Origin of the sequence: Streptococcus mitis bv. 2 str. SK95 (assembly GCF_000222705.1) — a bacterium.
Classification (GTDB): Bacteria; Bacillota; Bacilli; order Lactobacillales; family Streptococcaceae; genus Streptococcus; species Streptococcus mitis_AY.
The window spans coordinates 1-14,281 of sequence record NZ_AFUB01000052.1; the positions used below are offsets into that span (position 1 = coordinate 1).

Here is a 14,281-nt window from a genome sequence, read left to right on the forward strand (position 1 = left end):
GCAGCAGTAAATGAAGTTCCAGAATACACAGGAATTCTAGCCACAGTAGGAGATCAAGCAGTACCAAGTGTTGAGAAACCTGAATTTAAGGGTGGCGTTAATGCTGTAATGGCTCTAGAACATAAACTTCCAGAGTACCGTGGTATTCTAGCTACAGTAGGTAATCAACCAGCACCGACAGTAGAAAAACCAGAGTTTAAACTAAGTTCGTTAGAAAAAGCTCAGACTCCAGAAACACCAGTTCAAGTTGCCAAGGAAGACAAGAGATTGCCAGAAACTGGTGAAAAACAGTCAGAAACAGCTGTTTTCTTGGCAGGTGTTACCTTGGCCTTGTCAGCAGCTTTATTAACTGCAAAACTCAAAGAAGATTAGTCTCAGCGTCTAATGACATCCTATTTGTAGATATTAGTCGATGATTAAAAATTGGTTTCTTTTTCAACTATTGTAAGTTGATGGCATCTAAAAACTGGAGAAGACAATCATGGTCTTCTCCAGTTTTATATAGGTGTAAGCAAGAGAGGTGAATTGTACCCCAAAAGTTAGACAGAAAAATAGTAATCCAAATTGCAAGGTGTGTACCTTTTTGTTGTATAATGGAGTGAGGTGATTAGATGATTTTAAAAATTTATAATGGAGAATATAGTTTACAATGGGATGGAGTGTACCACTTAGCACTATTTGATTATCCAAATATTCAAGAGTGGGAATTAGAAAAAATTGCTAAATTTATAGCTTACGAACAACTTCATAAACGTCAAACAAGTATCGAGTGTGTCGATTCTTGTTTAAAAAAAGAGATTTTAGATTACATCTGTCAGCATCCCTTTCTTCCACCATTTACCCCTATAGATAAAAGAGTAGCTTCGACTTATGACCTACATAAGAGGTTAGTGACTTCAGACTATTGTAGTCATACTACGACTATAGATGCAGCGATTTCTATTTTTAAAACAGGTCAGCTCTTATCTGCTGTGAAAGCCTTTAGGCGAGATGCTGAGGAGTTGGTTTTGGATAGTCGAAATGCTGCATCTGATCCGAAAGATTATTTTGACTATGTCATGTTAGGATGGTCAAATACAAGTTCTGGTTATCGATTGGCGATGGAGCGTTTATTAGGTCGAGCTCTCTCAGAGAAAGAATTACAAGATAAGTTTATTCCTGGAGTAAGTTTTCATTTTATCTATACAGATTTGACTAAAGTTACTGGTTATATTTTTGATGGTTACCATGTTGCAAAAATTAAGGACATGCTTAATTTATTAAGTGAGTTGTATATTTGCATTATTCCAACTCATAATAAGTGCCAATTTGAAAATATTATTCCAACTAAAATACAAGATAGGGTGCATTATCTTGACTATGATGGAGAAGACTTAGAAGAGTGGACTAAGAAAGTCTATCAAGTCGTTTTAAAACAATCAGATAAAGGAGAGTTGAGGAAAAAAGATGAAAGCGATTGATCAAACTTTACTAGAAAAAGTCATTATTGAACGTTCTCGTCACAGTCATAAGGGAGATTACGGTCGTCTGCTCTTGCTGGGAGGAACCTATCCTTATGGGGGTGCTATCATCATGTCAGCCATTGCAGCAGTTAAAAGCGGGGCTGGTTTGGTGACTGTTGGGACGGATAAGGAGAATATCCCAGCTCTGCACAGCCATTTACCTGAAGCTATGGCTTTTTCTCTAAAGGATAAAGCATTACTAAAGGAACAGATAGAGAAGGCAGAAGTTGTCTTGCTTGGTCCAGGATTGCGAGAGGATGCGTTCGGAGAAGAACTTGTAAGACGGGTCTTTGACAGTCTCAGAAAAGAACAGATTTTGATTGTAGATGGCGGTGCTTTGGGCATCTTAGCAAAAGGCGCGTTACAATTCCCTTCAAGTCAGCTTATCCTGACTCCTCACCAAAGGGAATGGGAAAGGCTGTCTGGTATAGTTCTTGACCATCAAAATACAGAGACGACTTCTAGGGCTCTTTCAGCTTTTCCTCAAGGAACGATTCTTGTCGAGAAAGGTCCAGCTACTCGTATTTGGCAAGCAGGCAAACCTGAATACTATCAACTGGAGGTTGGAGGCCCCTATCAAGCAACCGGTGGCATGGGAGATACTCTAGCTGGGATGATTGCAGGTTTTGCAGGCCAGTTTCACCAAGTAAGCCTCTATGAGAGAGTGGTGGTAGCGACTCATCTTCATTCAGCTATCGCGCAAGAACTAGCTCAAGAAAACTACCTTGTCTTGCCAACAGAAATTAGCAAGGAACTTCCGAAAACAATGAAAAAAATATCCCAAAAAGGCAACTAATACCTCAGTTGTCTTTTTATGTCGATGTAGCTATGTTGATAAATTTTTCAAATACCTCAGAACCAGCAATCAACTGCTGAACTTTCGTGAAATTCTCGCTTTTAAGGTCTTGATTTTTACTTAAAATTACAAATAAAGCGAGATTGTTATCAAAGTTGAGGGGTGTCAAATCATGCTTTTTTTGATATAATTTTTAATGATGAATGCGAGAAATGATCGGTATGTGGTCGTTGATTTAGAGGCGACCAGCACCGGAAGCAAGGCAAAAATTATTCAAGTAGGCATTGTGGTGATTGAGAATGGTGAAATCATCGATCAGTATGCGACTGATGTCAATCCCCACGAACCCTTGGATTCTCATATCAAAGAATTAACGGGTCTGACCGATCGGCGTTTGGCTGCGGCACCAGAGTTTTCTCAGGTGGCCGGAAAAATTTTTGAATTGGTTAAGGACGGTATTTTTGTTGCGCACAATGTACAGTTTGATGCCAACCTTCTTGCAGAATTCCTCTTTTTTGAAGGATATGAATTGCGCACACCGCGGGTGGATACAGTTGAGCTTGCTCAAGTTTTGTATCCTCAGTTTGAAAAGTATAACTTAGGTATCCTTTGTCAAGAGTTGGGCATTGAGCTGGAACAGGCTCATACTGCCCTGTCTGATGCTCAGGCAACAGCAGAACTCTTGCTTTACATGCGTCAAAAACTCTTCGAGTTACCTAAAGGGCTCTTAGAAAGCTTGTTAGACCTTGCAGATAACCTTCTCTATGAAAGTTATCTGGTGATTGAGGAGGTCTATCAGCAACAATCTCTCCTGTCCTCTCCGGAATTGATAGAACTACATGGGCTTTTCCTGAGAAAGGAAAGTCAAGCCTTAGTCCCACGCAAGTTATCCAAAGATTTTGCTAAAAACATTTCTTTATTGGGGCTGGAGGAGCGTCCGCAACAGTTGGAATTTGCGGAGAAGATTAAGCAATTATTGGAAGAACACCAGACTTCCTTTATCCAAGCTCAAACGGGACTGGGCAAGACTTACGGATATCTCCTTCCAGCTTTGAATTTGAAGAGTGATGCAGGGATTTTAGTGAGTGTTCCGACCAAAATTCTTCAAAATCAGATTATGCAAGAAGAAGGACAGCGTTTAAAAGAGGTTTTTCATCTGGAGATTCATAGTCTCAAGGGTCCTCAAAATTATTTAAAACTGGATGCCTTTCACAGAGTTCTCCATCGATCTGAGTCCAATCGCCTTTTCACACGCTTTAAAATGCAACTGCTCATCTGGCTAGCGGAGACATCGACTGGTGACTTGGACGAAATCGGACAACTTTATCGCTATCAGCACTTTCTGCCTGAACTAGTCCACGACGGCAAGCTTTCAAAGAAAAGTTTATTTGCTACAGAGGATTTTTGGAAACGAGGGCAGTACAAGGCCAAGACCAGTCGCGTCCTCTTGACTAATCATGCCTATCTGGTCACTCGTTTGGAAGACAATCCAGAGTTTGTCGACAACCGTTTGGTGATCTTGGATGAAGCTCAAAAAATGCTGCTAGCCCTTGAAAATCTAGCCCAGCAATCTTATCGCCTTGAGGATCTTGTAACTCAAATTGAAAAGTCCTTAGAGACAGAGGAAGATCTGATTCAGAAACGTTTGCTTGAGAGTATAGGTTTTGAATGTCGTTACTTGATGGAGCAGTATCAGTCAGGACTTAAGAATGGAAAGTGGTTGGATTCTCTCGAACAGTTGCACCAACATTTTTCGGAGCTAGCTCTCCCAGAGTATAGAGAGATTGCAAACTTTTTCATCTCGGACCGTGAATTTTGGCTGGCTACAGCAGAGAAATCGAGCAAGGATGTCTTGATTTGTTCAAGCAAAAAAGGCCGCTTTATACTAGCAGATTTATTGCCAGAAGATTGTAGGCTCCTAGGAGTATCGGCTACTCTTGAAATCAGCAATCGAGTTTCCCTAGCAGATTTATTGGGATTTCCAGATGCTCCGCTTGTTAGGCTTGATGTAGCAAAGCAGGAGCAACAAGAAGTCTTTCTAATTGATGACTTTCCTCTTGTGACAGAAGTTTCATCTTTTGACTATGCTAGTGAAGTGGCTTCGGTCATTCGAAGTTTACAAGCTTTTCAAGAACCCTTATTGGTTTTATTTACCTCAAAAGAGATGTTGCTGGCAGTTTCGGACCTACTCGACCAACCTCATCTCGCTCAGTATAAAAATGGGGAACCAAGTCAACTGAAAAAACGTTTTGAAAAAGGTGAACGCCAGATCTTGCTTGGGACAGGTGGTTTCTGGGAAGGAGTTGATTTTTCAACCCATCCTTGCGTGATTCAAGTGATTCCGAGATTGCCTTTCCAAAATCCACAAGAACCTTTAACAAAAAAATTAAACCAAGAACTGCGCCAAGAAGGGAAAAATCCTTTTTATGATTATCAGTTGCCGATGGCTATCATTCGGCTAAAACAAGCATTAGGTCGTACTGTTAGACGGCCTGACCAAGGTTCGGTTGCTGTAATCTTAGACAGTCGTGTTGTCAGCAAGCGTTATGGCAAACAAATTGCCCAAACCTTGTCAAAAGAAAGAACGGTTCGGGTTCTTGCTAGAGAACATCTAGGATCTGCAGTAGCAGATTTTCTAAAATCCCGACGCAATAGAATGAAAGAAAAATCCAAGAAAGAGAAAAGGTAAAAAATATGAAACGTTCCTTCGACTCTCGAGTCGACTATAGCCTCCTCCTACCAGTGTTCTGTCTACTGGTAATTGGAGTAGTGGCTATTTATATAGCAGTTAGCCATGACTATCCCAATAATGTACTTCCAATTCTAGGTCAGCAAATTGCCTGGATTGCTCTAGGGCTTGTCATTGGGTTTGTCGTCATGTTCTTCAATACCGAGTTTTTATGGAAGGTGACTCCCTATCTTTATGGCTTAGGTTTGGCCTTGATGTTTCTCCCCCTTGTTTTTTACAATCCGAGTTTAGTAGCTTCTACGGGTGCTAAAAACTGGGTATCTATCGGGGGAACCACGCTCTTTCAACCATCTGAGTTCATGAAGATTTCCTACATCTTGATATTGGCTCGAGTCATTGTACAATTCACTCAAAAGCACAAGGAATGGCGACGGACTATTCCCTTGGATTTCCTATTGATTGGTTGGATGATTGTCTTTACCATCCCAGTCTTGATCCTTCTAGCCCTACAAAGTGACCTAGGGACTGCCTTAGTCTTCGTGGCTATTTTTGCAGGCATGGTCCTCCTTTCAGGTGTTTCGTGGAAGATTATCATTCCTGTTTTTGCAACAGGAGTGACTGCAGTTGCAGGCTTCATGGCAATCTTTATAAGCAAGGATGGACGTGCCTTCTTGCACCAGATTGGGATGCCAACTTACCAGATCAACCGTATTTTGGCTTGGCTCAATCCATTTGACTTTGCACAAACAACGACTTACCAACAGGCGCAGGGGCAAATTGCGATTGGAAGTGGTGGCTTGTTTGGACAAGGTTTCAATGTGTCCAATCTCCTCATTCCAGTACGTGAAAGTGATATGATTTTCACAGTGATTGCTGAAGATTTTGGCTTCATTGGTTCAGTCTTTGTCATTGCTTTGTACTTGCTTCTTATCTATCGTATGTTGAAGATTACGCTCAGATCAAATAACCAGTTCTATACCTATATTTCAACTGGCTTTATCATGATGTTGCTCTTCCATATCTTTGAAAATATCGGTGCCGTAACAGGCTTACTTCCTTTGACAGGGATTCCCTTGCCATTCATTTCGCAAGGTGGATCCGCAATTATTAGTAACCTCATCGGTGTCGGTCTCCTCTTGTCTATGAGTTACCAGACCAATCTAGCAGAAGAAAAGAGTGGTAAAATTCCATTCAAACGAAAAAAAGTCGTCCTAAAACAAATCAAATAAGGAGGCCACTATGGCAAAAGTAGCAGTTATCTTAGCAAATGGCTTTGAAGAAATCGAAGCCTTGACAGTAGTCGATGTCTTGCGTCGAGCAAACATTTCCTGTGATATGGTGGGATTCGAGGAGCAGATGACAGGTTCACATGACATTCAGGTAAAAGCCGATCGTGTCTTTGATGGCGATTTGTCCGACTATGACTTGGTAGTTCTTCCAGGTGGCATGCCAGGATCAGCTCACCTACGGGATAATCCAGCCCTCATTTCTGAGATTAAAGCCTTTGACCAAGCTGGAAAGAAAATTGCAGCTATCTGTGCAGCTCCAATCGCCCTCCATCAAGCAGGTGCCCTGAAAGACAAGCACTTTACCTGTTATGACGGAGTTCAGGAGCAAATTACTGATGGAATTTATCAAAAGCAAACAGTGGTTGTAGATGGTAATCTAACAACCAGCCGAGGACCGTCAACTGCCCTTGCCTTCGTCTATGAATTAGTGGAGCAACTGGGAGGAGATGCAGAAAGTTTACGAGTCGGCATGCTCTATCGGGATGTCTTTGGAAATTAACAGTAAGACGAGAGTTCGGCTCTCGTTTTTGCTTGGAAAAATCTAGGAAATCATCGCTTTTTTCATAAAAAAATGGTATAATGAAGGGTATGAAATATCACGACTATATATGGGATTTAGGTGGTACCCTATTGGATAATTATGAGACTTCTACAGCAGCCTTTGTAGAGACCTTAGCCCAATACGGAATAGAGCAAGAACACGACCGTGTTTACGAAGCCTTGAAGGTTTCGACAGCTTTTGCCATTGAGAAGTTTGCTCCAGACATCGAGGATTTTTTAGGAAACTACAAAGAAAATGAAGCACGTGAGCTAGAGCACCCAGTCTTGTTTGAGGGAATTCCTGAGTTACTCAAAGACATTTCGGACAAAGGAGGACGCCATTTCTTGGTTTCTCATCGAAATGACCAAGTTCTAGAACTTCTTGCTAAGACCCAGATAGCGAACTACTTCACCGAGGTGGTGACTGCCAGTTCTGGATTTAAACGGAAACCAGATCCTGAGTCCATGATTTATTTACGTGATAAATATCATATTACATCCGGTTTGGTCATTGGTGACAGAAATATTGATGTAGAAGCAGGTAAAGCTGCTGGCTTAGATGCCTATCTTTTTAATAACGTTGCGACATTGAGACAAGCAATAGACATGTAAGAAAAGGGAAAAAATGACAGAAGAAATCAAAAATCAACAGGCACAGGATTATGATGCCAGTCAAATTCAAGTTTTGGAGGGACTTGAAGCTGTTCGTATGCGTCCAGGTATGTATATTGGATCGACTTCAAAAGAAGGTCTTCACCATCTAGTATGGGAAATCGTTGATAACTCAATTGATGAAGCCCTAGCTGGATTTGCCAGTCACATCCAAGTCTTTATAGAGCCTGATAATTCCATCACCGTTGTGGATGATGGGCGTGGAATTCCTGTTGATATTCAGGAAAAAACAGGACGTCCTGCTGTTGAGACAGTCTTTACGGTTCTTCACGCTGGAGGAAAATTCGGCGGTGGCGGATACAAGGTTTCAGGTGGTCTCCATGGAGTAGGTTCTTCCGTAGTAAATGCTCTCTCAACGCAACTAGATGTTCATGTTCACAAAAACGGTAAGATTCATTACCAAGAATACCGTCGTGGTCATGTTGTTGCTGACCTTGAGGTGGTTGGAGATACGGATAAAACTGGAACAACAGTTCACTTCACACCAGATCCAGAGATTTTTACAGAAACAACGACTTTTGACTTTGACAAATTAAACAAACGTATTCAAGAGCTAGCCTTTTTGAACCGAGGACTTCGAATCTCAATAACAGATAAGCGTGAAGGTCTCGAACAAACCAAGCATTATCACTATGAAGGTGGAATTGCTAGCTACGTTGAATATATCAACGAGAACAAGGACGTGATCTTTGATACACCAATTTACACAGACGGTGAGATGGATGATATCACAGTTGAAGTAGCCATGCAGTACACAACAGGTTACCACGAAAATGTCATGAGTTTCGCCAATAACATTCACACCCATGAAGGTGGAACACATGAGCAAGGTTTTCGTACAGCACTGACGCGTGTTATCAATGATTATGCCCGCAAAAATAAGCTATTAAAAGACAATGAAGATAACCTAACAGGGGAAGATGTCCGTGAAGGTTTGACTGCAGTTATCTCTGTGAAACATCCAAATCCACAGTTTGAAGGACAAACCAAGACTAAATTGGGAAATAGCGAAGTGGTCAAGATCACCAATCGCCTCTTCAGCGATGCCTTCTCTGATTTTCTCATGGAGAATCCACAGATTGCCAAGCGCATCGTGGAAAAAGGGATTTTGGCTGCCAAGGCTCGTGTAGCTGCTAAGCGAGCGCGTGAAGTCACTCGTAAGAAATCTGGCTTGGAAATTTCCAATCTGCCAGGAAAACTAGCAGACTGTTCTTCAAATAATCCTGCTGAAACCGAACTCTTCATCGTCGAAGGAGACTCAGCTGGTGGATCAGCTAAATCTGGTCGTAACCGTGAGTTCCAAGCTATTTTACCAATTCGTGGTAAGATCTTGAACGTTGAAAAAGCTAGCATGGATAAAATTCTTGCCAACGAAGAAATTCGGAGCCTTTTCACTGCCATGGGAACAGGTTTTGGTGCAGAATTTGATGTCACTAAGGCTCGTTACCAAAAACTTGTTTTGATGACCGATGCCGATGTTGATGGTGCTCATATTCGAACCCTCTTGCTAACCTTGATTTACCGCTACATGAAACCAATCCTAGAAGCTGGCTATGTCTACATTGCCCAACCACCAATCTACGGGGTTAAAGTTGGAAGTGAGATCAAAGAATACATCCAGCCTGGTGCAGATCAAGAAATTAAACTCCAAGAAGCCTTAGCACGTCACAGTGAAGGGCGTTCAAAACCAACCATCCAACGTTATAAAGGTTTGGGAGAAATGGATGACCACCAATTGTGGGAAACAACCATGGATCCAGAACATCGCTTGATGGCGCGTGTTTCGGTAGATGATGCTGCCGAAGCAGATAAGATCTTTGATATGTTGATGGGGGACCGAGTTGAACCTCGCCGTGAATTTATCGAAGAAAATGCCGTTTACAGTACCCTTGACGTCTAAAAAATGTGGGAAATAGTTCCCATGACCTAAAAAATATGATATAATCAATACGATTGTTTCTAGTATAAAAGGAGTTTGATATGTCTAATGGACAACTAATTTATCTAATGGTTGCGATTGCAGTCATTTTGATTCTAGCTTATGTAGCGGCAATCTTCCTACGTAAGCGTAATGTAAGTAGATTGACGGCCCTCGAGGAAAGAAAAGAAGAACTCTACAACCTTCCTGTAAATGATGAGGTTGAAGCGGTTAAAAACATGCATTTGATTGGTCAAAGTCAGGTGACCTTCCGTGAATGGAATCAAAAATGGGTTGATTTATCCCTTAACTCATTTGCTGATATTGAAAATAACCTGTTTGAGGCTGAAGGCTATAATAATTCTTTTCGCTTTTTCAAAGCGACTCACCAAATCGATCAAATCGAAAGTCAAATTGATTTAATTGAAGAAGACATTGCGGCGATTCGCAATGCGCTTTCAGAGCTTGAAAAACAAGAGTCTAAGAATAGCGGACGTGTTCTGCATGCTTTGGACTTATTTGAAAATCTGCAACATACCGTAGCAGAAAATTCGGAACAGTATGGTAAAGCCCTTCCTGAAATTGAGAAACAATTGGAAAATATCCAGTCAGAGTTTTCTCAATTTGTAACCTTGAACTCTTCAGGTGACCCAGTTGAAGCTGCAGCAATTCTTGATTCAACTGAAAATCATATTCTCGCTTTGACACATATCGTTGATCGTGTTCCATCTCTCGTGAAGACTTTGTCAACAGAACTTCCAGAACAATTGGAAGATTTGGAGGAAGGCTACCGTAAACTCTTGGATGCTAATTATCACTTCACTGAAACGGACATCGAGTCACGCTTCCAACTTTTACATGAATCCTTGAAAAATAATCAAGAAAACATCCGCCAGTTGGAATTGGATAATGCAGAGTATGAAAATACACAAATCCAAGAAGAGATTAATGCGCTCTACGATATCTTCACGCGTGAAATAGCTGCCCAAAAAGTCGTTGAAAATCTCCTTTCAACGCTTCCAACCTACCTCAATCACTTGAAAGAAAATAATCAGGTTTTAGTTCAAGACCTTGAACGCTTAAATAAAACCTATCTTCTCCCAGAAAGTGATGGGAACCATGTCCGCCGTCTTCAAGCTGAATTGTCAGGGCTTGATACAGCGATCACAGAGGCAACTGAAGATCAGACAGAACCTACTCAAGCCTACTCTGTTTTAGAGGAGCAGTTTAGTTCACTTCAAAGTAATCTAAAAGACATTGAAGACGAACAAGTTTCTGTTAGTGAACGCCTAGCTCAAATCGAAAAAGACGACATCAATGCTCGTCAAAAAGCAAATGTCTATGTGAACCGTTTGCATACTATCAAACGTTACATGGAGAAGAGAAACTTGCCGGGTATTCCTCAAAGTTTCTTGAAACTTTTCTTCACTGCAAGCCATAACACAGAAGATCTGATGGCAGAGTTAGAACAAGCACAAGTTAATATTGAATCAGTTAAACGAATTCTTGAAATTGCGACCCATGACATGGAGGCTCTTGAAACAGAAACCTACAATATTGTTCAATACGCGACCTTGACGGAGCAACTCTTGCAGTATTCAAACCGTTACCGTTCATTTGATGAGCGTATCCAGCAAGCCTTCAATGAAGCACTTGAAATTTTTGAAAAAGAATTTGACTACAAGGCATCATTTGAGAAGATTTCTCAAGCCTTGGAAGTTGCAGAACCAGGAGTCACAAATCGCTTTGTTTCTTCTTATGAAAAAACACGTGAAGCGATTCGCTTCTAATACCTGAAAAGCTTAGATCATCTAGGCTTTTTATTATTTATTTCAAAAATAGAAGAATATTGATTTATCATTGAAATTATAGTTCTGATTTGATATGATGTAGGTATGAAGAAAAATAGAGAGAAGCGTGTTTCCCACGATAAAAAGAGAAGTAGATTGCTTTCCCTTGTTGGAATCTTAGGTCTTGCTATGATCTGCCTAGGTGGTGCTATTGGTTACAAGATTCTACAGAAGCAATCTTACGAACAAAAAATTGAAGCGCTAAAAAGTGAAAAAGATCAACAATTCAACGTAGGCAGTCAGAGAGACCATTTCCGAAAAGGTCAAGCTGAAGTGATTGTCTACTACCCTCTTCAAGGGGAGGAGGTCATTGCGCCTGTTAGAGAAAAAATCAACCAAGATATTAAAGAAAAGCTGGAAGATAAAGAAGATTTGGTCTTTTATTATACCGAGCAATTGGATCCTGTTTTAAAGGGAGTTGTGGCTCGTAATATTAGTAAGCAAGTTTACGATTTGTCTGCAGCAAAGGTTGAAGAAAAAGAAAAAACATCTTTAGGAAAAGTTTTCTTGACTGAAGATGGGAAAACTTTTGATCTGAGTAAACTTTTCAAGGATGCTAGCAAGGCTAAGGAACTCCTGCTGAGTCAAATCAAATCAACCCTAGAAGATAAGAAACTTGACCAGACAAAAATTGATCAGGTGCTAAAAACCTTTACAGACCAAGATTTGTCGTCATGGAGCTTTGATTATAAAGATAGTCAAATCATCCTTTATCCTGCTGACCTAGGGGAGACTCTGGAGGAAATTGCTTTACCAATATCCAGTTTCTTTGACACATTGGAGTCCTCTTATCTATTAGAAAAGGATGCTGAACTTTACCAGGCTTACTTTGCTCAGAAAAATAAAAAAGTTGTAGCCTTGACTTTTGATGATGGTCCAAATCCATCTACAACTACCCAGGCTTTGGATACATTAGCTAAGTACAATGTAAAGGCGACCTTCTTTGTACTTGGTAAAAACATTGCTGGCAATGAAGATCTTCTGAAACGAATGAAATCAGAAGGACATGTTGTGGGAAATCATAGCTGGGATCATCCCGTTCTTTCAAAATTGACTCTTGAAGATGCTAAAAAGCAAATCACGGATACAGAAAATGCCTTGACCAAGGTTTTAGGTTCGAGTTCTAAACTCATGCGTCCGCCTTATGGTGCCATTACTGATGATATCCGTAACAGTCTGGACTTGAGCTTTATCATGTGGGACGTGGATAGTTTAGACTGGAAGAGCAAGAACGAATCTGCTATTTTAACAGAGATTCAGCATCAGGTTCGTAATGGATCGATCGTTCTTATGCATGATATTCACGGCGCTACAGTTAATGCTCTTCCAAAGATTATAGAATATCTGAAAGAGCAAGGTTATACATTTGTGACTGTTCCGGAAATGCTCAATTCACGTCTAAAAGCTCACGAAATGTATTATGACCGTGATCAATAATTGTTGAAATCTAAAGGAGCAAGTATTCTGATAATCAGGACTTTGTTTCTTTAGATCTTCTTCACATAGAAAGGAAAAAAGATGAAATCTTACACCCTTAATAATGGAGTTTCAATCCCAGTTTTAGGATTTGGAACATGGAAAGCTGAAAATGGAGAGGTGGCCTACCAAGCCGTTTTAGAAGCTTTAAAGGCTGGTTATCGTCATATCGATACTGCGGCTATCTATCAAAATGAGGAGAGCGTTGGTCGCGCTATTCGGGATAGCGGTATTCCACGACAAGAAATCTTTGTAACGACCAAACTTTGGAATACCAATCACAGCTACGAAGAAGCTCGCCAAGCTTTTGAGCAATCAATGGAAAAACTGGGATTGGATTATCTAGATTTGTACCTTATCCATTGGCCAAATCCAAAACCACTAAGGGAAAATGACGAATGGAAAATTCGCAATGCTGAAGTCTGGAGAGCGATGGAGGACCTTTACCAAGAAGGCAAAATCCGTGCTATCGGCGTTAGTAATTTTCTCCCTCATCATCTGGATGCTTTGCTTGAGACAGCAAGAATTATTCCAGCGGTCAATCAGGTGCGCTTAGCGCCAGGAGTTTATCAAGAGGAAGTAGTTGCCTACTGTAGAGAGAAGAGAATTCTCCTAGAGGCTTGGGGACCTTTTGGGCAAGGGGAGCTGTTTGAACAGAAAGAAGTCCAAGAAATTGCTGATAAGCATGGAAAATCAGTTGCCCAAATCGCCTTGGCTTGGAGCTTGGCAGAAGAGTTTTTACCGTTACCTAAGTCAGTAACAGCTTCTCGCATCCAGAGCAATCTTGACTGTTTTGGGATTGAACTCAGCAAAGAAGAGCGAGAGATCTTAAAGACGATTTCAGTGACTTCTGGCGCACCTCGTGTGGATGAGATGGTATTTTTAGAAAGTAAGAAAAAGAATTGTAAATTTTCTCTCTTTCTGATATAATAATCAACAAGAGAGAAAGTCTTATGGCGTTCTTCAAGCGAGCTTGGGATAGTGGGAGCCAAGTAGAACAAGGTAAGAAACTGGCGCTTTCTGTCGTATTTTTAAAAACAATGAAGTAATAAATTAGGGTGGAACCGCGTTTCTGACGCCCCTAGTCGCAAGGCTTGGGTGTTGAAATTCGGTTCTTTTTGAATTTGATCTAATGCCTAAGTAGAAAGGAACATAATGCTTAAAGGATCTTGTTTATGTAAAGCAGTCACCTACACTTTAGATGAGGAATTGTCAGAATTAGTTTTTTGTCATTGCTCATTCTGTCGGAAAGCAACTGCGTCTGCCTATACAGTTAATGCCAAAGTTAGCAGCAAAAATCTGGTATTGTATGGAGAAGAGAATTTGGTTACCTATAGTTCATCTCCAGGGAAACAACGCTATTACTGCCAGAACTGTCATAGTCAAATTTTCACTATTCAAGAAGATGTACCAGAAGTTTGTGCTTTAAAATTAGGTACAGTAGATGAATGCAATCAGAATTTACAAACTGTTCCTAAACGTCATATTTTTCAGGACCCAGCTTTTTCTTGGTTGCTTGATAAATAAATTTAAAAAGATAATATAAACT

12 protein-coding genes are annotated in these 14,281 nt (G+C 40.7%); all 12 read left to right on the forward strand.

What is annotated here, in order from left to right; all coding sequences use genetic code 11:
- Nucleotides 1-372 (forward strand): SIALI-17 repeat-containing surface protein (locus HMPREF9965_RS09935; protein ID WP_000000751.1); only part of this gene is annotated, 372 nt, incomplete at its 5' end.
- A gap of 239 nt (nt 373-611) precedes the next feature.
- Nucleotides 612-1,460, forward strand: a complete 849-nt coding sequence (locus tag HMPREF9965_RS09940; RefSeq protein ID WP_000601062.1) for a hypothetical protein — start codon at nt 612-614, stop codon at nt 1,458-1,460.
- Complete coding sequence (locus HMPREF9965_RS09945) at nt 1,447-2,298, forward strand: NAD(P)H-hydrate dehydratase (protein ID WP_000643707.1); 852 nt, start codon at nt 1,447-1,449, stop codon at nt 2,296-2,298. The genes HMPREF9965_RS09940 and HMPREF9965_RS09945 overlap by 14 nt, the downstream gene beginning before the upstream one ends.
- 199 nt (nt 2,299-2,497) lie before the next feature.
- Nucleotides 2,498-4,987 (forward strand): bifunctional DnaQ family exonuclease/ATP-dependent helicase, encoded by a 2,490-nt coding sequence (locus tag HMPREF9965_RS09950; protein WP_025170858.1) that lies wholly within the window; start codon nt 2,498-2,500, stop codon nt 4,985-4,987.
- Nucleotides 4,988-4,992: 5 nt separating this feature from the next.
- The gene (locus HMPREF9965_RS09955; protein ID WP_000830410.1) at nt 4,993-6,216 is read left to right on the forward strand and encodes an FtsW/RodA/SpoVE family cell cycle protein; all 1,224 of its coding nucleotides are present in this window, start codon (nt 4,993-4,995) and stop codon (nt 6,214-6,216) included.
- 10 nt (nt 6,217-6,226) lie between these two features.
- Entirely contained in the window at nt 6,227-6,775 is a 549-nt protein-coding gene (locus HMPREF9965_RS09960) for a DJ-1 family glyoxalase III (RefSeq protein ID WP_001140919.1), read from the forward strand.
- An 89-nt stretch (nt 6,776-6,864) separates the two neighbouring features.
- On the forward strand, nt 6,865-7,428 hold the full coding sequence (locus HMPREF9965_RS09965) for an HAD-IA family hydrolase (RefSeq protein ID WP_025170859.1): 564 nt from the start codon (nt 6,865-6,867) through the stop codon (nt 7,426-7,428).
- Between the two features lie 13 nt (nt 7,429-7,441).
- Entirely contained in the window at nt 7,442-9,388 is a 1,947-nt protein-coding gene (gyrB, locus tag HMPREF9965_RS09970; protein ID WP_000134070.1) for a DNA topoisomerase (ATP-hydrolyzing) subunit B, read from the forward strand.
- Between the two features lie 80 nt (nt 9,389-9,468).
- Entirely contained in the window at nt 9,469-11,196 is a 1,728-nt protein-coding gene (gene ezrA, locus HMPREF9965_RS09975) for a septation ring formation regulator EzrA (RefSeq protein WP_000064794.1), read from the forward strand.
- Between the two features lie 105 nt (nt 11,197-11,301).
- Nucleotides 11,302-12,693: a peptidoglycan-N-acetylglucosamine deacetylase PgdA gene (gene pgdA / locus HMPREF9965_RS09980; RefSeq protein ID WP_004243979.1), complete on the forward strand. Its 1,392-nt coding sequence runs from the start codon at nt 11,302-11,304 to the stop codon at nt 12,691-12,693.
- An 81-nt stretch (nt 12,694-12,774) separates the two neighbouring features.
- Nucleotides 12,775-13,662: an aldo/keto reductase gene (locus HMPREF9965_RS09985; protein WP_000844577.1), complete on the forward strand. Its 888-nt coding sequence runs from the start codon at nt 12,775-12,777 to the stop codon at nt 13,660-13,662.
- A gap of 225 nt (nt 13,663-13,887) precedes the next feature.
- Nucleotides 13,888-14,259, forward strand: a complete 372-nt coding sequence (locus HMPREF9965_RS0102605; RefSeq protein WP_000912018.1) for a GFA family protein — start codon at nt 13,888-13,890, stop codon at nt 14,257-14,259.
- Nucleotides 14,260-14,281 lie beyond the last annotated feature (22 nt).